Annotated in this window: 21 protein-coding genes and 1 riboswitch; of the genes, 9 read left to right on the top strand and 12 right to left on the bottom strand. The window is 62.5% G+C overall.

The window, feature by feature from the left end; genetic code table 11:
- Positions 1–44: 44 nt before the first annotated feature.
- The 4 genes from iri to AC2ETI_RS05395 all read right to left on the bottom strand — a co-directional run bounded on the left by iri (position 45) and on the right by AC2ETI_RS05395 (position 5,011).
- A complete protein-coding gene (gene iri, locus AC2ETI_RS05380; protein ID WP_153213019.1) occupies positions 45–1,481 on the bottom strand; it encodes a rifampin monooxygenase Iri in 1,437 nt (478 codons plus the stop codon).
- 121 nt (positions 1,482–1,602) lie between these two features.
- Complete coding sequence (locus tag AC2ETI_RS05385; RefSeq protein WP_322742364.1) at positions 1,603–2,988, bottom strand: MFS transporter; 1,386 nt, start codon at positions 2,986–2,988, stop codon at positions 1,603–1,605.
- Between the two features lie 30 nt (positions 2,989–3,018).
- Entirely contained in the window at positions 3,019–4,167 is a 1,149-nt protein-coding gene (locus tag AC2ETI_RS05390) for a Gfo/Idh/MocA family protein (RefSeq protein WP_046378299.1), read from the bottom strand.
- A 106-nt stretch (positions 4,168–4,273) separates the two neighbouring features.
- A complete protein-coding gene (locus AC2ETI_RS05395) occupies positions 4,274–5,011 on the bottom strand; it encodes a GntR family transcriptional regulator (protein WP_003941006.1) in 738 nt (245 codons plus the stop codon).
- Between the two features lie 199 nt (positions 5,012–5,210).
- Here AC2ETI_RS05395 and iolC point away from each other — a divergent pair, with 199 nt between their 5' ends.
- Genes iolC through AC2ETI_RS05435 form a run of 8 tightly spaced genes read left to right on the top strand, consistent with a single transcriptional unit; the run spans position 5,211 to position 14,413 of the window.
- Positions 5,211–6,215, top strand: coding sequence for a 5-dehydro-2-deoxygluconokinase (gene iolC / locus AC2ETI_RS05400; protein ID WP_211917075.1), 1,005 nt, complete (start codon positions 5,211–5,213; stop codon positions 6,213–6,215).
- The gene (locus AC2ETI_RS05405; RefSeq protein WP_133728409.1) at positions 6,208–7,107 is read left to right on the top strand and encodes a Cgl0159 family (beta/alpha)8-fold protein; all 900 of its coding nucleotides are present in this window, start codon (positions 6,208–6,210) and stop codon (positions 7,105–7,107) included. The genes iolC and AC2ETI_RS05405 overlap by 8 nt, the downstream gene beginning before the upstream one ends.
- A 21-nt stretch (positions 7,108–7,128) precedes the next feature.
- A complete protein-coding gene (iolB, locus tag AC2ETI_RS05410) occupies positions 7,129–8,001 on the top strand; it encodes a 5-deoxy-glucuronate isomerase (protein WP_195791093.1) in 873 nt (290 codons plus the stop codon).
- Between the two features lie 14 nt (positions 8,002–8,015).
- The gene (iolD, locus tag AC2ETI_RS05415; protein WP_046379854.1) at positions 8,016–9,971 is read left to right on the top strand and encodes a 3D-(3,5/4)-trihydroxycyclohexane-1,2-dione acylhydrolase (decyclizing); all 1,956 of its coding nucleotides are present in this window, start codon (positions 8,016–8,018) and stop codon (positions 9,969–9,971) included.
- A gap of 52 nt (positions 9,972–10,023) precedes the next feature.
- Positions 10,024–10,929, top strand: a complete 906-nt coding sequence (locus tag AC2ETI_RS05420; RefSeq protein ID WP_069145857.1) for a sugar phosphate isomerase/epimerase family protein — start codon at positions 10,024–10,026, stop codon at positions 10,927–10,929.
- Positions 10,930–10,955: 26 nt separating this feature from the next.
- Positions 10,956–11,996 (top strand): Gfo/Idh/MocA family protein, encoded by a 1,041-nt coding sequence (locus AC2ETI_RS05425; RefSeq protein ID WP_483633635.1) that lies wholly within the window; start codon positions 10,956–10,958, stop codon positions 11,994–11,996.
- 2 nt (positions 11,997–11,998) lie between these two features.
- On the top strand, positions 11,999–12,883 hold the full coding sequence (locus tag AC2ETI_RS05430) for a sugar phosphate isomerase/epimerase family protein (protein WP_483633636.1): 885 nt from the start codon (positions 11,999–12,001) through the stop codon (positions 12,881–12,883).
- 24 nt (positions 12,884–12,907) lie between these two features.
- Positions 12,908–14,413 (top strand): CoA-acylating methylmalonate-semialdehyde dehydrogenase, encoded by a 1,506-nt coding sequence (locus AC2ETI_RS05435; protein WP_308372268.1) that lies wholly within the window; start codon positions 12,908–12,910, stop codon positions 14,411–14,413.
- 62 nt (positions 14,414–14,475) lie between these two features.
- Here the strand turns inward: AC2ETI_RS05435 and AC2ETI_RS05440 are convergent, their stop codons facing one another.
- Positions 14,476–15,048 carry a dihydrofolate reductase family protein gene (locus AC2ETI_RS05440; RefSeq protein ID WP_019747666.1) on the bottom strand — a complete coding sequence of 191 codons (573 nt, stop codon included), beginning with the start codon at positions 15,046–15,048 and terminating at the stop codon, positions 14,476–14,478.
- A 198-nt stretch (positions 15,049–15,246) separates the two neighbouring features.
- Here AC2ETI_RS05440 and AC2ETI_RS05445 point away from each other — a divergent pair, with 198 nt between their 5' ends.
- Complete coding sequence (locus AC2ETI_RS05445; RefSeq protein ID WP_483633637.1) at positions 15,247–16,560, top strand: D-alanyl-D-alanine carboxypeptidase family protein; 1,314 nt, start codon at positions 15,247–15,249, stop codon at positions 16,558–16,560.
- Here the strand turns inward: AC2ETI_RS05445 and yhjD are convergent.
- The 7 genes from yhjD to AC2ETI_RS05480 form a co-directional block, all read right to left on the bottom strand.
- A complete protein-coding gene (yhjD, locus tag AC2ETI_RS05450) occupies positions 16,557–17,591 on the bottom strand; it encodes an inner membrane protein YhjD (protein WP_020969131.1) in 1,035 nt (344 codons plus the stop codon). The genes AC2ETI_RS05445 and yhjD overlap by 4 nt on opposite strands.
- 51 nt (positions 17,592–17,642) lie before the next feature.
- The gene (gene trpS / locus AC2ETI_RS05455; RefSeq protein WP_003941025.1) at positions 17,643–18,677 is read right to left on the bottom strand and encodes a tryptophan--tRNA ligase; all 1,035 of its coding nucleotides are present in this window, start codon (positions 18,675–18,677) and stop codon (positions 17,643–17,645) included.
- 26 nt (positions 18,678–18,703) lie between these two features.
- Positions 18,704–19,198 carry a barstar family protein gene (locus AC2ETI_RS05460; protein WP_483633638.1) on the bottom strand — a complete coding sequence of 165 codons (495 nt, stop codon included), beginning with the start codon at positions 19,196–19,198 and terminating at the stop codon, positions 18,704–18,706.
- Positions 19,198–19,746, bottom strand: a complete 549-nt coding sequence (locus AC2ETI_RS05465; protein ID WP_021343644.1) for a guanyl-specific ribonuclease — start codon at positions 19,744–19,746, stop codon at positions 19,198–19,200. The genes AC2ETI_RS05460 and AC2ETI_RS05465 overlap by 1 nt, the downstream gene beginning before the upstream one ends.
- A 26-nt stretch (positions 19,747–19,772) precedes the next feature.
- Positions 19,773–20,618, bottom strand: a complete 846-nt coding sequence (locus tag AC2ETI_RS05470; RefSeq protein WP_080656710.1) for an exodeoxyribonuclease III — start codon at positions 20,616–20,618, stop codon at positions 19,773–19,775.
- Between the two features lie 36 nt (positions 20,619–20,654).
- A complete protein-coding gene (locus AC2ETI_RS05475; RefSeq protein ID WP_372451250.1) occupies positions 20,655–21,863 on the bottom strand; it encodes an MFS transporter in 1,209 nt (402 codons plus the stop codon).
- Between the two features lie 129 nt (positions 21,864–21,992).
- On the bottom strand, positions 21,993–23,216 hold the full coding sequence (locus AC2ETI_RS05480; protein ID WP_019747659.1) for an NADP-dependent isocitrate dehydrogenase: 1,224 nt from the start codon (positions 23,214–23,216) through the stop codon (positions 21,993–21,995).
- A gap of 305 nt (positions 23,217–23,521) precedes the next feature.
- A riboswitch (SAM riboswitch) is annotated at positions 23,522–23,662 on the top strand.
- Positions 23,663–23,665 lie beyond the last annotated feature (3 nt).

Raw genomic sequence — 23,665 nt, forward strand, 5'->3', positions numbered from 1 at the left:
GTGCACCCGAGGTGTCACGGTGCTCGGTTACCGAAATCGAAGCGTCACGCGCGGTCCCTCGCCGACCGGCCGAACCATGTGGACAGCTGAGTATCCAACTCCGCCTGCGCATCCCCGATCCATGCCACATGACCGTCCGGCCGAAGCAGGACAGCCGGAGCTTCCAATTCAGTGCTTGTGTCAACGATATGGTCGGCGCGATCGCTCCAACCATCGACGGACAGTTGGCCACCCTGGTCGAGAAGAAGTCCGCGGCCGGATCGCATCAGGTCGTACAGGTTGCCGCGCGTCAACGCGATGTTCCGCAGCCTCCGACCGAGTAGGTCGTCGCCTTCGCCGAAGTCGTAGCGAATCGAGATCGCAGTGATCTTCTCGGTCAAATAGCGCTTGACGTCTTCGAATTCCATCAGCTCGGAGATCAAGCGCCGCACCGCTTGTGGTCCGGCAGCGGTGGAGATCAACTCGGCCTGGGCGCGCGTGTTGTCCAGCACGTCGGCAGCCACCGGACGCCGTTCCGATTCGTACGTGTCGAGCAGGCCCTCCGGTGCCCAGCCGTTGATCTCGGCGGCGAGCTTCCAGCCGAGGTTGAAGGCGTCCTGCACACCGAGATTGAGACCTTGACCGCCCATCGGTGGGTGGATGTGTGCGGCGTCGCCGGCGAGAAACACCCGGTCGCGCCGGTAGTGCTCCGCCAGACGGGTGGCGTCGCCGAAGCGCGAGAGCCACCGCGGCGAGTGCACACCGAAGTCGGTACCGGCAATGGCCAGTAGCTGTTGTTTGATGTCGTCGAGGGTGGTCGGTGTTGCGCGACCGTCGGCAACTTCGGCTGCAGGGACCACGACACGAAAAGCACCATTGCCGGCGGGACCGACTCCGAATCGTTTGTGCGTTTCCCGGATTTCGGCGACAACGGCGGCCAGTTCATCAGCCGGCATGGTCACGTCCATTTCGCCGATCAACGTGTCGGCGCTCGACGGCTCGCCGGGAAACCCGACGTCGATCAGCTTCCGAACAGTGCTGCGGCCGCCGTCGCAGCCCACGAGGTAACGCGCGTGAAGTGTTGTGCCGTCGGATAATTCCGCTGTGACCTTGTCGGCGTCTTGACGGATTGCGACGACACGCTTCCCTCGCTGAATTTCCGCGCCGACTTCGGTGGCATGTTCGGCAAGAATCCTGTCGATCTCGGGCTGAGGTATTCCCAGTACGTACCCGTGCGCAGTATCAAGGTGCGCGGGTGCCGGCTTGCTGATCCCCGCGAAGAATCCACCGAGCGGATACTTGCGGCCGTGCGCGAGGAACTTGTCCAGCAACCCGCGCTGCTCCATGATTTCGATGCTGCGCACATGGATGCCGAGGGCACGGACGAACTGAGTCGGCTCCTCGTCCTTGTCCACGACGACGACATCGACGCCCTGTAGCCGGAGCTCACCTGCCAGCATCAATCCAGTTGGTCCAGCACCGACAATGATGACGTCACTCATGCGATCCCCTCCTTCGGGCAAGGCTTTTGCTTGCTCGCAGCAGACGAGTGTGCACCATCACCGGGGCCTTGCCGCAAGCCCCGGGTCCCGCGTTATGATGAAGGTGGCGGAAGACGCTTCATTATCGGCGCACCAACACCACAGCACCTGTATCGCGTGGGAGCCGCCAACTCTCGATCACCGTCGGCACCAGCATGGCCCCGAGAACACCCAGCGTCAGAGAAAACGGCACTCCGCCGCTCAGATCCTCCGACTCCGCCAACGGTGTGCAGAGCGTGATCACCAACGCGGACAGTGCAATACCCAGACCGGATGCCAACTCTTGCAGCGTTGCATGCAGAGTATTTGCATCGGTCAGCTCACCCGAGTCGACGTCGGCGAACGCCAAGCTGTTGTACGCGGTGAACCCGATGGATCGCAACGCGCCACTGACAAACAGTGCAACAGCGATAACGACGTCCGGTGTCGTCGACGAGATCAGTACCAGCGCACCGAAGCACACCACCGACAGAACTCCGTTTCCCACCAGAACTCGTCTGATCCCGAATCTACGCATGAGCGGAGTGGTGAGCGGTTTGATCGCGATATTCCCCGCGAACAGAACCATCACCAGCAGACCGGCCTTGAACGCCGACATTCCGAATCCCACTTGGAACAACAACGGCAGCACAAACGGCACGCCCATGATCACGAGCCGGTACAGCGAGCCGCTCGACGCGACGAGCCGAAACGATCGAAGTCGGAGGACGCGGAGCGCGATGAGCGGGTGATCCGACCGGATGAGGTGAATGACGGCCAAGCTCAACAAGATCAGAGCCGCAATGATCCCGAGGCCCACTCGTAGCCAGTCGGTTCCGGCACTGTGCACGCTGTCGAGCGCCACGACAAGCACTGCGACGCCTGCTCCGATCACCACCAATCCCAGCCAGTCGAGGCTCCGTTTCTGTGTTTGCCGAATGTCGGGCACCATGCGCAATGCCAGCAGAAACCCGACGATCCCGATCGGAACGTTGATCAGAAAGATCCAGCGCCACGAAGCGATCGACACGATGGCTCCACCCACAGCGGGCGCAAGAACCGGCGCTGTGAGCGCCGGCCACGTCAAGTAAGCGATAGCCCGTACGAGTTCTGCCTTCGACGTCACCCGCAATACTGCGAGCCGCCCTACCGGCACCATCATGGCGCCGCCTACCCCTTGTAGTGCGCGCATCCCCACCAGCATCGGGAGGGAGGTGCTCAGTGCACATCCCACCGACGCCGCCGTGAAAACGGCTATGGCAGAGATGAAGACACGTCGCGTTCCGAACCTGTCGGCCATCCATCCGCTCGCCGGGATCAGGACGGCCAACACCAGGAGGTACGAAGAAACGGCGACATTGACGTCGACGGCGTCAACTCCGAAGGATTGGGCGATCGACGGCAGTGCGGTTGCGAGAATCGTCGCATCGAGCATCTCCATGAACAGCGCTGCTGCCACCAGCAACGCCAGTCCGCGGGGAAATGTCACTGCGCCAGAGCCTTTCGGAGCAATTCTCGATCAGCCGAGAGAAATCCAGCCACCGGAGGAGACCGAGGCAACCATCGCGTCCAGAGCCTGCGCCGACGCGACAGCATCAGCGATGGTCGCGCCCTGCGGCGCTCCGTCCACGATCGAGGAGACGAAATTGCGAGCCTCGATGACCTTCAGGTCGTCATAACCCATGGCGTTGGCCGCGCCTGGTTGGAAGCGGCCGAACTCTCCCGACTCGGGGCCGACCAAAACCGTCGTGACGGATTGGTCCTGATACTTCGAGCCGAGGCTGGTGCCCAGTTCACCCATCCGGCGGTAATCCCAGAACACGGCACCCTTCGTACCGTGAATCTCGAATCCGTAGTTGTTCTGCTCTCCCACGGCGACGCGGCACGCTTCGAGTGTGCAGCGACCGCCCGAGCCGAGCCGCAGCAGTGCGCTGACGAAGTCTTCGTTCTCGACAGCTCCCATCTCCCCGCCGCTGGCTCGGGCATGTCCACTGGTAGCGGCGGACGGACGCGCACGCTCCGGGATGAAGATCGCAGTATCAGCAACGAGAGCGTCGACGTCACCGAGAAGATGACGAATCAGATCGATGCCGTGCGAAGCCAAGTCGCCCAGGACGCCGGCGCCGCCGCGCTCACGCTCGTATCGCCAACTCAAAGCGCCTTCAGGGTGGGCCGCATAGTCGCTGAGGAAACGAAATCGCGAGTGCGTGATCGTGCCCAACTCCCCTGAGTCGATCAGGCTTTTTGCCAGGGCTACAGCCGGCGCGTTTCGGTAGTTGAAGCCGACGGTCGACTGCACACCGGCCTTCGAGACTGCTGCGGCAACAGCTTTGGCGTCTTCCGTGGACAAGCCGACGGGCTTCTCGATCCAGATGTGTTTGCCGGCCTCTGCCATTGCGACGCCGATTTCACGGTGCAAGAAGTTCGGGGCCGTGATGCTCACCGCGTCGATGGCCGGATCGGCTGCGATATCGCGCCAATCCTGGGTGAAAGCTTCGAAACCGAATTGGTCCGCTGCTTCCTCCCCTCGGCCAGGCACCTCGTCGGCGACGGCGGCCAGGCGGATCACGGGAAGCTGGGGATAGTGCTGCCGCAGACGCAGATACGCCTGCGTGTGTACGCGGCCCATCCATCCGAATCCGGCAACTGCTACTGAAATGCCTGTCATGAGGCTCCGTTCGGGTCAAATGATCGAAGGATCGCAGAAATGCTGGGATCACAAATCACCCCCACTGACTCGGTCAGGCGGGTACTCGTGTCACCGGGATCGAGGTCTAGCGGTCGACCACGGTGGTGTCGAAGTAGTAACGCGACGCTCGGTAGCAGTGGCTGCCGTACTCGACGGCACTACCTGAATCGTCAAATGCAGTGCGGCTCATGGTCAAGAGGGCAGCACCCACTTTCTCGTCGAGCAATCCTGCTTCTTCGCGAGTCGCCGCCCGAGCGCCGATTCGCTGCCGCGCCACACGGATGTGAACGCCGCGAGTTCGCAAGGTTTGGTACAGCCCTTGCGTCTCCAACTCCTCGGGATCGGGTGCGATGTCCACCGGAATGTAGTTGGTCATCACTGCCAGCGGTTCACCGTTGGTGCTTCGCAGACGCCTGATGGTGGCCACTTCGGCGTCAGGTTCGAGGTTGAGTTCCGCGGCAACGTCCTCGGCGGGAACTCCCACCGTGAACTCGAGCAGCTTGGTCGTCGGCGCCTGGCCGGCCCTCGCAAGGTCGTCGAACAGGCTGGTGAGCTCGACCGGGCGGTGCACCGGACTTTGCACCACCTGAGTTCCGACTCCCCGCTTACGAACAAGTAGGCCCTTGTCCACCAGTTCCTGGATCGCACGTCGAGTGGTCGGACGTGAGAGATTGAGCCGTTTGGCCAACGCCAGTTCGTTCTCGAAGCGATCACCTGGGGCAAGTTCGCCACCGAGAATAGCGCCCTCGATTGCCTGGGCCAGCTGAAAATACAGCGGCACCGGGCTCGAGCGGTCCAACTCGACGGCGAGTGCTGCGACCACGGTCAACTCCGATCTGTCTTGGGAAGGCGCCGTATCGGCGCTACTTCTCTCGGCAGTGTATGCGAACACTAACATTCACTTGACCGCAAGTCATAATGTCCAGACAAACTATTGACAATCGCTGTGTCGCGGCGCACAGTTTCAGTCATACAACGGTGCCCTGCGCGGGCAGCCCACCACGAACTCTCGGGAGTCAGTCTTGACAAGCATCAACACTCACCAGAGCGGGTCACACATCCCTGACGCACCATTCGACGTGCTTGCCATCGGCCGATCGGGGGTGGACATCTACCCACTTCAAACCGGTGTCGGACTCGAAGACGTCGAGACCTTCGGCAAGTTTCTCGGCGGCAGCGCAGCAAACGTCTCGGTGGCGGCTGCACGCCTCGGCCGGCGAGCAGCACTGATCTCCGGCGTAGGCAGCGATCCCTTCGGAAAGTTCGTCACACGCGAGTTGGCACGTCTGGGCGTCGACAACAGGTTTGTCGTCACCAATTCCGAGTACCCGACACCGGTGACGTTCTGCGAGATCTTCCCCCCTGACGACTTCCCGCTGTACTTCTACCGCAAGCCGCATGCGCCCGATCTTCGGATCACCCCGGACGATATCGACCTCGACGCCGTTCGAGGAGCATCCCTCTACTGGTCGACTGTGACGGGACTGTCCGAAGAACCGAGTCGCAGTGCACACTTCGCTGCTTGGGAAGCCCGCGAACGACGCCCGCTGACGGTCCTCGATCTGGACTACCGCCCGATGTTCTGGTCGACACCCCAAGAAGCGACCACTCAGGTGCAGCGCGCTCTCGCGCACGTGACGGTAGCCGTCGGAAACCGCGAAGAGTGCGAGATCGCGGTCGGTGAGACCAACCCGAACAAGGCCGCTGACGCGCTTCTCGACCTCGGAGTCGAACTGGCGATCGTGAAGCAGGGCCCGAAGGGTGTCCTCGGCAAAACACGAAAGCAATCGATCACCGTGCCGCCCAATGCCGTCGACGTGGTCAACGGGCTGGGCGCTGGCGACAGCTTCGGCGGATCACTGTGCCACGGACTGTTGGCCGGGTGGCCACTGGAGAAGGTACTGCGCTATGCCAACGCGGCCGGTGCGATAGTCGCATCTCGGCTCGAATGCTCCACTGCGATGCCAACCGCTGAAGAAGTCCACGATCTCGCCGAAGCCACAGCCACGGAGGCAGTCAATGTCTGACAAGCTCGCCGCCCGCCCCCTCGCCACCACCTACGCCGACGTGACGGAACTGCGTGCGAGCGATCCGCAGATCATCGAAAAGTCCTGGGCAGCAAGAACTCCTCGCGCCACCGTTCGAGGCAACGGACGACTGATGATCGTCGCTGCCGATCATCCAGCGCGTGGGGCACTCTCTGTCGGCGGCAAGCCGACAGCGATGAACAGTCGTACCGATCTGCTCGACAGATTACGCACGGCGCTCGACAATCCCGGAGTCGACGGCGTTCTCGGTACCGCGGACATTCTCGACGATCTGCTCCTCCTCGGGGCCCTCGAGGACAAGGTCGTCTTCTCGTCGATGAACCGCGGCGGCCTGGCGGGCGCGAGCTTCGAACTCGACGACCGCATGACCGGATATACCGCGGCGGGCACCGCGAAGTTCGGAATGAACGGCGGAAAGATGCTGCTGCGCATCGCCCTCGACGACGCGGGCACCCTGCCCACCATGACGGCATGTGCCGAGGCCGTTGACGAACTGGCCGCGGCCGGACTGATCGCGATGCTCGAGCCGTTCCTCTCCAGTCGCGTCAACGGCAAGGTGGTCAACGATCTCAGCCCCGACGCCGTCATCAAGTCCATCCACATCTCCCAAGGTCTCGGCTCCACCTCGGCGTATACGTGGATGAAACTGCCGGTCGTCGACGAGATGGAACGCGTCATGGATGCGACCACCCTCCCGACGCTGCTCCTGGGCGGCGATCCGCAGATCGCGCCGGAAGAAACGTACGCGAAGTGGGGCGCTGCCCTTCAGCTGCCGTCCGTGCGCGGACTGATCGTCGGGCGCGCGCTGCTCTACCCACCGGACGGCGACGTGACCGCGGCCGTCGACACCGCAGTCAAGCTCGTCCACTAGAACCGACCTGGCAGGAGCAAGATGTTCAGCAAGTACTACGTCCCCGCCGGATCGTCCGCCGACGGTGATTTCACGACAGTGGTCACGCCGGAGTCCGCCGGGTGGGCCGAATCCAGCTTGTGGACACTCGAACTCGCCCCCGGCGCGAGCGTCCACCTGCAGTCCGGCGAGAACGAGATAGTCGTCGTTCCACTGTCGGGTTCGGCCGTGATCGTTGCCGAGGGGACGGAGATCGCCCTGACCGGCCGCGCGTCGGTCTTCGACGGACCGAGCGACTTCGCCTACATAGGACGCGATTCCGACTACACAGTGGCCAGCGCAGGTGGAGGCCGCTTCGCCCTGTGCGGAGCGCGCGCCGGCGCAAAGCTCCCCCATCGCTACGGTCCCGCATCAGGAGTTGCCGTCGAACTCCGCGGTGCCGGTAACTGCAGCCGACAGGTTCACAACTTCGCCACCGCAGACACTTTCGAGGCAGACTCCATCATCGCGTGTGAGGTCATCACCCCCGGCGGGAACTGGTCGTCGTATCCCAGCCACAAGCACGACGAGAACAGCGACGTCGAATCGGCCCTGGAAGAGATCTACTACTTCGAGATCGACCGAAGCCCCACCGGGACCGAAGGGTTCGGCTACCACCGCGTGTACGGAACCGCCGAGAGACCTATCGAGGTGCTCGAGGAAGTCCGCTCGGGCGACGTCGTCCTCGTGCCGCACGGCTATCACGGCCCGTCCATCGCAGCGCCGGGCCACCACATGTACTACCTCAACGTCATGGCAGGTTCGGGCGAGATCCGGGCGTGGAACATCTGTGACGATCCGCAACACACCTGGCTGCGTGGAAGCTGGGATCACCAGGACATCGACCCTCGACTGCCGTTGCAGTCCCACAACTGACGGAAGTGAAAGCTGTGGCACCCACCAACAACGCAACCGGCAATCGTCTACCTCGCGACGAGCCGACCGTATACCTCACCGTTTCTCAAGCTGTCGTCCGCTTCCTCGCCAACCAGTACACCGAACGCGACGGCCAGCGCACCAAGCTGTTTGCCGGCTGCTTCGGAATCTTCGGGCACGGCAACGTCGCCGGACTGGGGCAGGCACTCTTGCAGGCCGAGATCCAGGATCTCGATGCCGGCCGTGAGCCGACACTCCCCTACGTGCTCGGCCGCAATGAACAGGCGATGGTGCACTCGGCTGTCGCGCACGCCCGCATGAAGGACCGCCTGCAGACGTGGGCAGTCTCGTCCAGCGTCGGCCCCGGTGCCACCAATATGATCACCGGCGCGGCACTGGCCACCATCAACCGTCTACCTGTATTACTCCTTCCCGCAGACACTTTCGCGACCCGCGCCAGTGCCCCCGTCTTACAGGAACTCGAACTCCCGTCGAGCGGCGACGTCACAGTCAACGACGCTTTCAAGCCGGTCTCACGATACTTCGATCGGGTATGGCGCCCGGAGCAGTTGCCGAGCGCTCTGCTCGCCGGGATGCGCGTTCTCACTGATCCCGTCGAGACCGGCGCAGTCACCATCGCCATCCCGCAGGACGTGCAGGCCGAGGCTTTCGACTGGCCCGAGTCCTTCTTCGCCGAACGGGTGTGGCACGTGGCCCGCCCGCTCCCCGAGCGATCGGTGATCGAACGCGCCGCCGCGATCATCCGCTCGGCTCGCAAGCCACTGATCGTCGCCGGCGGCGGCGTGATCTACAGCCAGGCCACCGACTCTCTGGCAGCGTTCTGCGCGCAGACCGGAATCCCCGTGGGGCAGAGCCAGGCCGGCAAAGGTTCATTGGTCTACGACCACCCACAATCCGTCGGGGCGGTGGGGTCCACCGGCACTACGGCTGCGAACGCACTGGCTACCGAGGCGGACGTCGTCATCGGAATCGGCACGCGGTACAGCGATTTCACGAGCGCGTCCCGCACCGCATTCACCAATCCCGACGTTCGCTTCGTCAACATCAACGTCGCTTCACTGGACTCCGTGAAGCAGGGCGGAGTCAGCGTGGTCGCCGACGCACGTGAGGCACTCGACGCGCTGGCGATCGCACTGAACGACTACCGGGTGGACGACGAATACGCGTCCAGGATCGGTGAACTCGCTCGCGATTGGGATGCGATCGTCGAATCCGTCTACAACCCAGCCGAACCCGCTGCCGACGGGTCACTGAATCAGAATCAGGTGATCGGCCTGGTCAACACTCTGTCCGATCCACGTGACGTCGTCGTGTGCGCTGCCGGGTCCATGCCGGGTGACCTCCACAAGCTGTGGCGAACCCGTGATCCCAAGGGGTATCACGTCGAATACGGGTACTCGTGCATGGGATACGAAGTTGCCGGCGGTCTAGGCGTCCGCATGGCGTGCCCCGATCGCGACGTGTTCGTGATGGTCGGCGACGGTTCCTATCTGATGATGGCCACCGAATTGGTCACCGCCGTACAGGAACGCCTCAAGGTCATCGTCGTCCTGGTGCAGAATCACGGATTTGCCTCCATCGGTTCGCTGTCCGAGTCGCTGGGTTCCCAGCGCTTCGGCACGCAGTACCGCTACCGCTCGAATGACGGACGTCTCGACGGAGGTGTTCTCCCGGTCGATCTGGCCGCGAACGCCGCCAGCCTCGGTGTCGACGTCATCCGCGCCAACACCGCCGCCGAGTTCGCCGACGCGATCAAAGTCGCCAAAGCAAGCGACACCAGCACGGTCATCCACGTCGAAACCGATCCGCTGATCGGCGCCCCGGACAGCGAATCCTGGTGGGATGTACCGGTATCGGCTACCTCCGAACTGGAATCGACCAAGAACGCCCGGACAACCTACGAGTCCTGGAAGAAGATCCAGCGACCGTATCTACGTCCATCCGAATGAAATTTCCGCACAGACACACCCCAAAAAGCTTGCCCGCGAAAGGAATCTAGACATGAGCGCGATTCGCGTCGGATCAGCCCCCGACTCCTGGGGTGTGTGGTTTCCGGACGACCCTCAGCAGACCCCGTACACACGATTCCTCGACGAGGTGTCCGCGTCGGGATACGAATGGATCGAACTCGGCCCGTTCGGATACCTTCCGACCGATCCAGCCAAGCTGACTGACGAACTCGGAGCACGCGGCCTCAAGCTTTCGGCCGGTACCGTTTTCGAACACCTGCACCAGGACGATTCCTGGGATGCCGTCTGGAATCAGATCAAGGACGTCGCCAAGTTGACCGCAGCCGTCGGTGGCAAGCACGTAGTCGTCATCCCCGAGATGTGGCGCGATCCTTCCACCGGAGAAGTACTCGAAGATCGAAATCTGACTCCCGAGCAGTGGCGCAAGAAAACCGACGGCATGAACGCTCTCGGCAAGGCGATGCTCGAGGAGTACGGCGTCATGGCGCAGTACCACCCTCATGCCGACAGCCATGTCGACATCGAGGACAACGTCTACAAGTTCCTCGAAGGTACAGACGAGCGTTTCGTGAACCTGTGCCTCGATACCGGCCACATCAGCTACTGTGGCGGCGACAACCTGGCCATCATCAACAAGCATCCGGAGCGCATCGGGTACCTGCACCTCAAGCAGGTGGATCCGGCGATCGTCGCCAAGGTGGAGGCGGAGGACCTGCCGTTCGGCGAAGCGGTCAAACTCGGCGCGATGATCGAACCACCGCGCGGAATCCCGGACATGCCACCGCTTCTGGAGGCCATCGAGAAGCTCGGCATCGACGTGTTCGCGATCGTCGAGCAGGACATGTATCCCTGCCATCCCGACACACCGCTGCCCATCGCACAGCGCACTCAGAAATACCTGTCCACCTGTGGCGTTCCCGCCGTCCGTTTCAGCTGAGCAACACAATCGAGGAGTACCACCGCATGTCTGACAACCAGGATCTCCGGATCGCAGTGCTCGGCGTCGGCATCATGGGGGCCGATCACGTCGACCGCATCACCAACAAAATCGGCGGTGCCCGAGTCACTGTCGTCAACGACTACTCTCTTGCCCGCGCCGAGGAAATCGCAGCATTGACGCCGGGGTCACGCGTCGTCGTCGATCCGTTCGATGCCATCGCAGCCGAGGACGTCGACGCCGTTATGCTCGCAACCCCGGGCCCGACCCATGAGAAGCAGGTACTTGCCTGCCTCGAAGCAGGCAAGCCGGTTCTCTGCGAGAAGCCGCTGACCACCGACGCGGACAGTTCGCTGGCGATCGTCAAAGCCGAAGCAGCGCTGGGAAAGAAACTGATCCAGGTTGGTTTCATGCGCCGGTTCGACCACGAATACACCCAGCTCAAGGATTTGATCGACAGCGGCGATCTCGGTCGCCCTCTCGTTGTGCACTGCGCGCACCGCAATCCTGCGGTTCCGAACGGCTTCGACAGCGCGATGATCGTCAAGGACTCACTCGTCCACGAGGTCGACGTGACGCGATTCCTGCTCGACGAAGAGATCACCTCGGTGCAGATAATTCGGCCGTCTGCGAATTCGCTTGCTCCCGAGGGCATTCAAGACCCACAGATCGCGATATTCGAGACCGAGTCCGGTAGACACGTCGACGCCGAGGTGTTTGTCACCACCGGAGTTGCCTACGAGGTGCGCACCGAAGTTGTCGGCGAACTCGGAAGCGCGATGATCGGACTCGACGTGGGACTGATCCGAAAGACCAAGCCCGGCAACTGGGGTGGGCAGATCACCCCAGGATTCCGCGAACGCTTCGGGCAGGCATACGACACCGAGTTCGCCCGGTGGATCAAGGCAGTGAAGACGGGCGCCGGCACCGGCAACTACATCGACGGGCCAGGTGCCTGGGACGGGTACGCCGCGGCCGCTGTCTGCGCCGCTGGCGTGAAGTCTCTGGAGACGGGTCAACGCGTCGTCGTGGACATGGTTGCGCGCGACTCTGTGGCCGGGGCGTAGCGATGAAGGTCGCACTCGATCCCACTCCGTTCCATCACGATTACTCGCTGCTGGAGCTTCCCCGAGTTGTTGCCGATCTCGGGTACGAGTACCTGCAGCTCACACCGCACGTCGACATGATCCCGTTCTTCAATCACCCGAAAGCCGACGACGCGCTCGTCACCGAGTTCCGGAAGGCCTGCGCGAGTGCGGGAGTCGGCATCGCGTCGGTGCTCCCGGTCCTTCGGTGGTCCGGCCCGGACGAGGACGCTCGCGAAGCAGCAGTGCGTTACTGGAAGCGGGCCATCCAGATCACGGTCGATCTCGGTGTCAACGTCATGAACACCGAATTCTCCGGCCGCCCCGAGAAAGCCGAAGAGTCCGAGCGTGCGTTCTATCGTTCGATGGAGGAACTGCTTCCGATCATCGAACGCGAGGGGATCGACGTCCTGATCGACCCGCACCCGGACGATTTTGTCGAAGACGGACTTGCCGCGATCCGCACGATCCGTGGCGTGAACTCCAAGAACCTCGGCATGGTGATCGTGGCGTGCCACCAATTCCACATGGGTGGGGACCTTCCCGCCATCATGGAGGCCGCCGGCGACATGGTCCGTCTCGTACATGTGGCAGACACCATGGATCATCACCGTTCCCACGGACTTCGCTACATCACCAATCCGCCAGGCAATGCCGTTCGAGTGCATCAACACCTCAAAATCGGGGACGGAGACGTCAACTGGGACGAATTCTTCGGCGGCCTCGGCAAACTCGGCTTCTACGATCGTGACAACACCGTGATGGTGTCGAGCGTCTTCGCCGAGAACGAAAACGCACACGAGGTTTCCCGGTACCAGCGCGAGACGATGAACGACTATGTCGCCAAGTACACCTCCCCGAGCTCCTGAGCCACCAGACCACTAGGAAATACCATGACCAGCACTGATACTCGTGTCATCGCGCACTGGTTGGACGGCAAGTCGTTCGCCGGAACATCCGAGAACACCGCCCCCGTCACCAACCCCGCCACCGGACAGATCACCGGCCGACTCGCCCTGGCGAACCTCGAGGACGCTCGCACCGTCATCGACGCTGCTGCGGCGGCCTTCCCCGCCTGGCGTGACACCTCCCTGGCCCGGCGCACACAGATACTGTTCAGCTTCCGCGAACTCCTCAACGCTCGCAAAGGTGAACTCGCCGAGATCATCACAGCCGAGCACGGCAAGGTTCTCTCCGACGCCCTCGGCGAAATCAGCCGCGGACAAGAAGTAGTCGAATTCGCCTGCGGAATAGCGCATCTCCTCAAGGGCGGATACACCGAGAATGCATCGACCAAGGTCGACGTCTACTCCATCCGCCAACCCCTCGGCCCCGTAGGCATCATCTCCCCCTTCAACTTTCCCGCGATGGTCCCGATGTGGTTCTTCCCGGTTGCCATCGCCGCCGGGAACACCGTGATTCTCAAACCCTCGGAGAAGGACCCCACCGCGGCGATCTGGCTCGCCGAACTCTGGGCCGAAGCCGGTCTGCCCCCCGGCGTCTTCAACGTCCTCCAAGGTGACAAGCTCGCCGTCGACGAACTTCTGGAAAACAAAGCAGTCAAAGCGATTTCGTTTGTCGGATCCACCCCCATCGCCCAGTACGTCTATGCCACCGGCACCGCCAACGGCAAACGCGTGCAAGCACTCGGCGGCGCCAAGAACCACGCCATCGTTCTGCCGGACGCCGACCTCGACCTCGCCGCCGACGCAATGGTCAACGCGGGATTCGGCTCCGCGGGCGAACGATGCATGGCGATCTCCGCCCTGGTCGCAGTCGGCGACATCGCCGACGAACTGGTCGTCAAGATCGTCGAGCGCACCACTCCCCTCGTCACCGGTGACGGCACCAAGAACTCCGACATGGGTCCGCTCGTCACCAAGGCCCACCGCGACAAGGTCGCCTCATACGTCGATGCAGGCGAGAAGGACGGCGCCACCATCGTGGTCGACGGACGTACAGTCCAGGCCGATGGTGGACCGGACGGCTTCTGGCTTGGACCCACCCTCATCGACCACGTCACCACCGACATGTCGATCTACACCGACGAAATCTTCGGGCCTGTTCTCTCCGTCGTGCGCGTCGATACCTACGACCAAGCCCTCGAACTGATCAACAACAACCCGTACGGAAACGGCACCGCCATCTTCACCAACGACGGCGGCGCTGCCCGACGCTTCCAGAACGAGGTGGAGGTCGGCATGATCGGCATCAACGTCCCCATCCCGGTTCCCATGGCCTACTACAGCTTCGGCGGCTGGAAGAACAGCCTCTTCGGTGACACCCACGCTCACGGGACAGAAGGTGTTCATTTCTTCACGCGAGGTAAAGCCGTCACCAGTCGCTGGCTCGACCCCAGCCACGGCGGCATCAACCTCGGCTTCCCCGAGAACAGTTAGCCGGCAAAACATCTGTGGCCGAGACTCTCGAAGAGGCTCGGCCACAGATGTTTTCGAGAGGTCTACGCGACCGTGGGGTGGTACGTCAGCACCTGAACTCCGGATTCGTACCGACGATCGTCCTTCAACTCGAGGTCGATCTTGTCGGCCGATTCGGGGAACACTCTCCCGCCGGACCCGAGAATGACCGGGAAGACCATCAGTCGCAGCTCGTCGACCAGACCGGCCAGCAACAACGCGTGGACGAGCGTCCGACTTCCCGCGACCAGGATTTCGCCGTCGATCTGTTCCTTCAGCTTCGGAACGGATTCCTCGATGGGACCGTCGAGCGCCGTCGAGTTGTTCCATTCGAGCGGCTCCGTCGAACTCGTGACGACGTACTTGGGCATCTCGTTCATCTTGTCCGCAAAGCCTTGGTCGTCCTCGCGCTCAGGCCAGGCACCGGCGAAGCTCTCGTAGGTCCGTCGACCGAGTAGAAGCACGTCCGCGGCGAGGGTTTCGTCGAGTTTGAACTTCATCTGATCGCCCTCCTGGTACGGAAAGACCCATCCAGTGTGCGCATAGCCCGGTTCGCCACCGGGCGCTTCCATGACCATGTCCAAAGACACGAATTCTGTCACCACGATCTTGCCCATACCGATCCCCTGTCGTCAGTGCGTGTGCGCCATTCGAGTAGTCGACTACACCACTGTTACAGACTCTGCGTGGTGGTGGAACTCATCAGCGGCGATCGTCCACTATGACCGATGTACAAACCGAATCGCCTGTTTTCGATCCCTCTGCTTGCGTGGCGATTCGGACGTTCCCTCACGTTCGCATACCCTCGTATATCGATGATGTGGCGTCGAAAGTGTGCAGTGGCAGTGGCCGGAACAGTGCTCTCAGGGAGCATTGCGTTTACCGGTGTCGTAGGGACCTCGGGAGTGGCCGGCGCCCAACCGGCCCCGCCGCCGCCCACCACCACCACCGAGGCACCGTTCACAACACCCAACACCGACAACTGCCCGTTCACGAGTAGCCCGGCGCCGGCGATCGATCTCTCCGAAGCACCTGCGCCCGGATCCACGGCCCCGACTGCTGTCCCGATTCCGGAAAGCCCCGTCGGTGGAGACAAGCTCGGCGAGTGTGGCGTCGTACTTCCTGACGGCGCTCCCCCGCTCCCGGCCGACATCGCGGCATCCGGATGGGTACTCGCGGACGCCGAAACCGGTGAGGTCCTCGCCGCGAAAGATCCGCACGGTCGCTACCGACCGGCCAGCACCATCAAGATGCTGTTGGCTCTCGTCGCTCTCGACGAACTCGATCTCGACACCGAAATCACCGCAACTGCCGAAGACGCGGACGCTGAAGGTAGCGCTGTCGGCATCGGCAAGGGCGGCAAGTACACCAACCGGCAACTGATGCAGGGTCTGGTCATGGCGTCGGGAAACGATGCCGCGCACGCTCTTGCCCGCCAACTCGGCGGTGACGCTGCAGCCGTGTCGAAAATGAATGCGCTCGCGGCCGAACTCGGCGCCCTCGACACCCGCACGGCAACTCCATCCGGACTCGACGGCCCGGGGATGAGCAGCTCACCGTACGACCTGGCCGTAATCTTCCATACAGCCCTCCAGAATCCGACGTTTGCCGGACTGATCCATACCGAAACCGTCGAGTTTCCCGGCTTCCCCAAAGATCCGACGATTCCTGACGATCAGGACCGCCCCGGATTCACTCTCGCGAACGACAATCAGTTGCTCTACAACTACGACGGCGCATTGGGCGGCAAGACCGGCTTCACCGACGACGCCCGCCACACGTACGTCGGTGCTGCGGAGCGCAACGGCCGGAAACTACTGGTGACATTGATGGGCGGCGAAGCCAAGCCGATCCGTCCGTGGGAGCAGGCTGCCCGTCTACTCGACTACGGATATGCACTTCCCGCCAGCACAACCGTCGGCTCGTTGACGGACCGATCGACCGACGATGCCACGCCCGATGTCACTCGCACACCGTCTGCCGCTGCACCAGGCTCGATCTCGGCAGCACCCACCGCTACCGACACCGAGTCGGACACCACTGACCGCATCCTCATCGGTGCTGTCGGCGGAGCTGTGGTGATCGCGCTGGTGGCGGGAGCCGTTGCCCTGAACCGTCGAAGGCGCTAGCGCGGCCGACGGCGCATGAAGCCCGAAAGACCCAGGCCGGCAACCGCACCCGTGGCGATCAACGCAGCCACGCGAGACGGTGAAGCTCCGTCACTGACAACGATTCGCGGCGAGATCACGGCCGGATCCGGCGGCGGAACGAAGGCGAGAGCCATACTTTCCTTTGTCGTCGCCGCCCACGCCGTGCAGAACAGCAGCATCCTCGACGCAGTGAACACGAACACGAGCAAACCGATGATCGGGCCGAATGCCACGCCCGCCGGGCCACTGGTGACGGCCGCGAGGTAGATCGCACCGACCTGCTTGAAGATTTCGAACACGACCGCGGCGATAAGCGCTGCCTGCGCGGCGCTGCGCAGCGTGACAGGCTCGCGCGGCAGCCGGGCAATCACCCACAGGAACACCGCCCACGTCGCCAGGAGTGAAAGCAACAGTGAAACGACTCTGAGCCCCACGCCGACACCGGTGATGTTCTCGAGGTTGAGCCATTTCACGATCTGAGTCGCAACCGGCCCGCTGCTCAGCGCCGACATTCCCAGTGAGACGACCATGGCGAGAGCCAGACCGATGAGGGCCCCTGCGTCACCGAGTTTGGTACGAACGAAACCCTTCGGCTCGCGCTTGCTCTCCCACATCGCCGTCAGCGCGTCGCGAACATTTGCCATCCAACCGAGACCCGCGTACGCGGCACCCAGGAGACCGAAGATTCCGACGCTCGCGCGCGAGTCGATAGCCGAATCGATCAGCGTGTTGATGGTGTCACCCAAGCTGCCCGGAATGCTCTTGGTGATCTGCTCCTGAATCGACTCGAGGTACTCGGGATGCCCGGCCAATACGAAACCGGCCACTGCAAACGCGACCATCATGATCGGAATCAATGCGAGAACACTGAAGTACGTGATTCCCGCAGCGTAGTAATCGCCCTTTTGCTCTTGGAAACGTCCTGCGGCGCGAACCAGATGATCGAGCCAGGGTCGCGCTGCTCGTTGCTTCTCGAGAAAGCTCGGTGCGTCGTCGTCCGTGTCAGCCATTGCCGTCCCCCTCATGTTCGGTCAGGCGTCGTGAGTCCGAATTCGCGTAAGTCAGCCCTTCGGTGCCAGGAATCCGACCTTGTCATAGACAGCGGCGAGAGTGCGTGAAGACACCTCACGGGCGCGGTGCGCTCCAGCCGCGATGATGCGATCCAGCTCTGCCTCGTCGGCAAGGTAACCGTCGACCTTCGCCTTGAGTGGGGTGACGAACTCGGTCAGCACATCAGCGGTATCGGTCTTGAGGTCGCCGTACCCCTTGCCCTCGTAACCGGCCACCAGAGTCTCGATCGGTACTCCCGAGAGAGCCGACTGAATGGTGAGCAGGTTGCTGACGCCCGGCTTGGCCTGCGGGTCGAAACGAATCTCGCGCTCGTTGTCGGTGACGGCCGACTTGATCTTCTTCGCCGACACCTTCGGATCGTCGAGCAGATTGATCAGTCCGGCCGCACTGGCGGCGGACTTGCTCATCTTGGCGGTCGGATCCTGCAGGTCGTAGATCTTTGCCGTGCCCTTGATGATCTGCGGCTCGGGAACAACGAACGCCTTGCCGTAGCGGGTGTTGAACCGGCCGGCCAGATCGCGTGCGAGTTCGAGGTGCTGACGCTGATCCTCACCCACCGGAACTCGCTGCGGGCGGTACAGAAGGATGTCCGCGGCCATCAGAACCGGATACGTGAACAAACCGACACTGGCGTTGTCGCTGCCTTGCTTGGCGGACTTGTCCTTGAACTGCGTCATACGGCTGGCTTCACCGAAACCGGTGATGCAGTTCAGGACCCACGCCAACTGTGCGTGCTCGGGAACCTGACTCTGTACGAACAGCGTCGCCCGATCCGGATCGATCCCCACCGCAAGGAGTTGAGCCACCGCAACCTTGGTGCGACGACGCAATTCCTTCGGGTCCTGCGTCACCGTGATGGCGTGAAGATCCGGAATGAAGTAGAAAGCGTCGAAATCGTCCTGCAACGGAACCCACTGCTGCAGCGCACCCAGGTAGTTGCCGAGGTGGAAAGAATCCGACGTCGGCTGGATTCCGGAAAGCACGCGAGGCTTTGCGGTGGGCTTCTGTTCTGCAGGGGTCGACATGGTTCCGATCTTTTCACGAGTGGAAATCAGTGCAGTGGCGTGGTGCCCGGGTAGTCGAGTTCGACGAGGTCTTCACCGTGGGTGGTGAGGTCCTCCGCACCGAACTGGTAGACGGTCCGGAAAACGACGGGTTCCCATTCTTCGGTGTAGAAGTCCATCGTTTCGCGGAACCACTCCAACTGATCCTGTTGCTCGGACAGTAGAGAACCCGCACCTCGGATCACAACTACATATCCGGCGCCAAGTCCGAGTACGTCGTCGAGATCGCGCATGACATCGTCGAAAGCGTCTTTGTTGCGCCCGAAGTGGGACGGAAACTGGAAGGCTGCCGCGAACTCGCCGAAGACCTGCGCCGTTGTTCGCATGTTCTCTCCGCGAACCACCCGAACGACAAGATTCTCGCCACGAAGTTCACGTGCAAGATCATCCGCAACGGCCGGGTCGCTCCGCAGGGCCACCGAAGCCACATCCGAAGACGGATCCAGCCACTGCGCCACGCTGACCGTAGACGAGTCCGACATCAGCGAATCCTCACAAACGTGTCGTAGTGATCGAGGGTGTACCACGCCGAACCGTCGTTACCGGTGACGATTCGCTCGGCATCACGACCTTGGCCGTTTTTCTTCGCGTTGACGTCCCATTCCTGATAGACGACACGTCCGCCACCGGCACCGACAGCGGGCAGACGCCCTTCGCTGTTGCGGAAGGTGATGCCGCCCTTGGTGCCCGGCGCATTGGCGGAATCCGGCCACCGCCCGGCGTCGATCTCCACGAGCGTGGCGAGAACGCGCGTCGGCGCATCGCTGTTCGTCTGCTGCGTTGTCTTGACGGCGGAGCTGGAGGGCGCGGAGCTGGAGGGCGCGGAGCTCGAGGGCACGGAACTCGACGGCGCGGCCTTGGTGGTAGCACCCGGCTTGGCTTGAACAGTCGAGGACTGGGCACTCGAGGACTTCGCAACCGACGACGCCGAACTGTCGGAGTCACGTGAAGAAAGGGTGACCGCCAGTACGAGCGCCACCACAGCCACCACGACGGTGATGATGGCGTTGCGCGTCTTTGCGCTCGGCATTTTCAGACCTTCAGACATGCGCGTCCCTACCGGTACGAGACAGTGACAGGTGCGTGATCCGACCAACGGAGGTCGTAGGACTCAGCGCGTTCCACGAGCGCAACCTTGGCCCGCTCGGCGTATCCGCGGGTGGCAACCTGGTAGTCGATACGCCAACCCGAATCGTTGTCGAATGCCTTGCCGCGGTACGACCACCACGAGTACGGACCGTCGACACCCGGATGGAGGGTGCGGAAGACATCGACCCACGCGGAATCTTCGGCGAACAGCAGATCCATCCAGGCGCGCTCCTCGGGGAGGAATCCCGAAGACTTCTTGTTGGTCTTCCAGTTCTTGAGGTCGAGTTCGGTGTGCGCGATGTTCCAATCGCCGCTGACCACCACGTGACGATCGGCAGCCACGGCCGCCGCAGCGGTGGAGGCGAGGTGAACTGCGAAGGACGCCATGAACCGCTCCTTCTCCTCCTGCTTCGGCGTGAGCGCCTCACCGGAGGGCAGGTACAGGCTCGCGACGGTCAGATCCGCGAAGTCGGCTTCGATGTATCGACCGGCGTCGAGAAACTCGTCGTCGCCGTGACCGATCCGCACCGCGTCAGGTTCCGTGCGTGAAAGCACAGCGACTCCGTTGCGTCCCTTCGCGGACGGCTCGGCGGAGACGAGGAACCATCCGTTGCCGAGCGCTGGTTCGAGAGTCTCGCGAAGCTGATCGTCCGACGCACGCGTTTCCTGAAGGCAGATGAAATCCGCCGACGTCTTCTCCAGCCAATCGAGCATGCCCTTGCGGGCAGCTGCTCGAACGCCGTTGACGTTCACGGACGTGATGGTGTGGGGCGCAAGAATGTGGGAGTCAGCAGTTTGTGGCACGGCAAGCACCGTAGCCGATTCCACCGACGCGGATGGGCGCCCAGATCAGCGCACGGCCCTACGCTGCAGAATCACCGCAACCGCCAGCACGACGAGACCCGCGACGGCCAGCAACGACCCAACCGCTGCCGGTGCGGTATACCCGTAACCGGCAGCGATGACGACGCCGCCGATCCACGCTCCGAAGGCATTGGCGATGTTCAGCGCGGCGTGATTGAGAGACGCAGCCAAGGTCTGAGCGTCCTCGGCGACATCCATCAACCGTGTTTGAAGGCCAGGAACCATCGAGGACCCGGCAAGCCCGATGAGGAAGACGAAGACAAGCGCCGTGTACGGATTGCGCACGGCGATCACGAAGACCGCGAGGATCACCACGAGGGATCCCATCGACAGGAACAAACCCTTCATCAGCGCGCGATCCGCGAGGTATCCACCGACGAAGTTGCCGGCGACCATGCCCAGTCCGTACAGCATGAGCGCCAGAGGAACGAACGAAGCACCGAGACCGGACACGTCGGTGAGCGTCGTACTGATGTAGGTGTAGACGGCGAACATCCCGCCGAATCCGACCATTCCCACGATCAGGGTCATCCACACCTGAACGCGGCCCAGTGCCCCGAGTTCGGTGATCGGATTCGTCACCGGCATACCGTCCAACCGCGGAATCCAGACGAACAGCGAAGCAACCGTTGCCACCCCGATCACAGCCACCAAGGCGAAGGCGCTGCGCCAGCCGAGTGCCTGGCCGATCCAGGCCGCGACCGGCACCCCGATCACATTGGCCACGGACAGACCCATCATCACCATCGCCACGGCCTTCGCGCGTTTGCCTGGTTCGGCCAAATGAGCGGCGACCAGTGCGGCGACTCCGAAGTACGCGCCGTGCGGCAATCCAGCGACGAATCGAGCCATCATCAGCGTCGTGTACGAGGGCGCAAAGACCGAAGCGGCATTGCCGACGGTGAATGCGACCATGAGTGCGATCAACAGGGTGCGGCGCGGTACCCGTGCGGTGAGAGCAGCGATCAGCGGAGCACCGACGACAACCCCGAGCGCGTACGCCGAGATCACGTGACCCGCGATGGGTTCCGAGACGCCGAGCCCGGATGCCATTTCCGGGAGCAATCCCATGGCGACGAACTCGGTTGTGCCGATACCGAAACCGCCGAGGGCAAGAGCGAGCATCGCTGGACCTCTGGCGGAACGAACCCCGGGTGTCGAGGTGTCAGAACGAGAGAGGGTAGACGAAGTCACTGATCAATTGTGGTCTCACACCTGGTTGAACTTCCAAGTGAGAGCGGGTGAGTTCACTCACGTGAGACCGCGAACACAAATGGGACGCCCGGTTTCTCGGACGTCCCATCGGAAGGTGAAACAGTGAATCTACTTCGCGGCCATGGCCTTCTGCAGGTTCACGTCGAGTGCACCGAGGAACTCCTCGGTGGTCAGGTAGCCCTGATCGCCGCCGACCAGCATCGAGAGGTCCTTGGTCATCTGGCCGCTTTCGACGGTCTTGATGACAACGTCTTCGAGCGCCTGCGCGAAGCCGATGACCTCAGGGGTGCTGTCGAGCTTGCCACGATGCTCGAGTCCGCGGGTCCACGCGAAGATGGACGCGATCGGGTTGGTCGAGGTGGGCTTGCCCTGCTGGTGCTGACGGTAGTGACGCGTCACGGTGCCGTGAGCAGCCTCTGCCTCACAGGTCCTTCCGTCCGGTGTCAGCAGAACCGACGTCATGAGGCCGAGCGAGCCGAAGCCCTGGGCCACGGTGTCGGACTGGACGTCGCCGTCGTAGTTCTTGCATGCCCAGACGTATCCACCCTCCCACTTGAGTGCGGAAGCGACCATGTCGTCGATGAGGCGGTGCTCGTAGGTCAGACCTGCGGCATCGAACTCAGCCTTGAACTCGGTCTCGTAGACGTGCTGGAAGATGTCCTTGAAGGCACCGTCGTACGCCTTGAGAATGGTGTTCTTGGTGGACAGGTACACCGGGTAGTTCTGCTGCAGTCCGTAGGTGAGCGACGCGCGAGCGAAGTCACGGATGGACGTGGTGAAGTTGTACTGCCCCTGGACGACGCCGCCCTCTTCGGGGAAGTTGACCAGTTCGTGCTCGATCGGTGCGCTGCCGTCCTCAGGCGTGTAGGTGATCATCACCTTGCCGGGGCCGGGGACCTTGAAGTCTGTGGCGCGGTACTGGTCGCCGAATGCGTGACGGCCGATGATGATCGGCTTGGTCCAGCCCGGAACGAGTCGCGGAACGTTGGAGATGATGATCGGTGCGCGGAAGATCGTGCCGCCGAGAATGTTGCGGATCGTTCCGTTCGGGGAACGCCACATCTTCTTGAGACCGAATTCCTCGACACGTGCCTCGTCCGGCGTGATCGTGGCGCATTTGACGCCGACGCCGTGCTTCTGGATCGCGTGCGCTGCGTCGATGGTGACCTGGTCGTCGGTCTCGTCGCGGTACTCGATACCGAGGTCGTAGTACTCGAGGTTCACATCGAGATACGGATGGATCAACTTGTCTTTGATGAACTGCCAGATAATGCGCGTCATCTCATCGCCGTCGAGTTCGACGACGGTGCCCTCAACCTTGATTTTGGACATGGGTGCTTCGCGTCCTCCTAGGAAGTTTCCCTGGTTACACGGTTGCGGTCACACTTTGTGAGTGGGTCCGCGAACGGTTCGATTATCAAACCTAGACGGTGTGGACTGATCTCGGGAGATGAGTCCCAAACAAGACAAGCGTACTGCTAACCCGTGAGGCCGCAACCGGCAGGTCCACCCATCGGTCTCTACTCGCGAGTAACTTTTGCCTGCTAGTGGGCTGCGTCGCTCTGTCTCGCGTGCGGTTGCGGCTCACAATTCGCCCCGCGTCAGGACTGCGCTCACTTCCCGGTAGAATCCGACTTGGTCATGAGTGCCAGCGTCAAGCCCCGGCTCGCTGGACGGCAACCCTCCAACCGCGGTGGGGTGCCCCGGGTGATGACCAGGTTTCCCGACGTGGATCTGCTCACGCAGTTCCACCGCAATTCGGGTGACAAGCGCGGGTCCGA

The sequence above is a fragment of the Rhodococcus sp. MurmanLake-1 genome, from assembly GCF_056945715.1.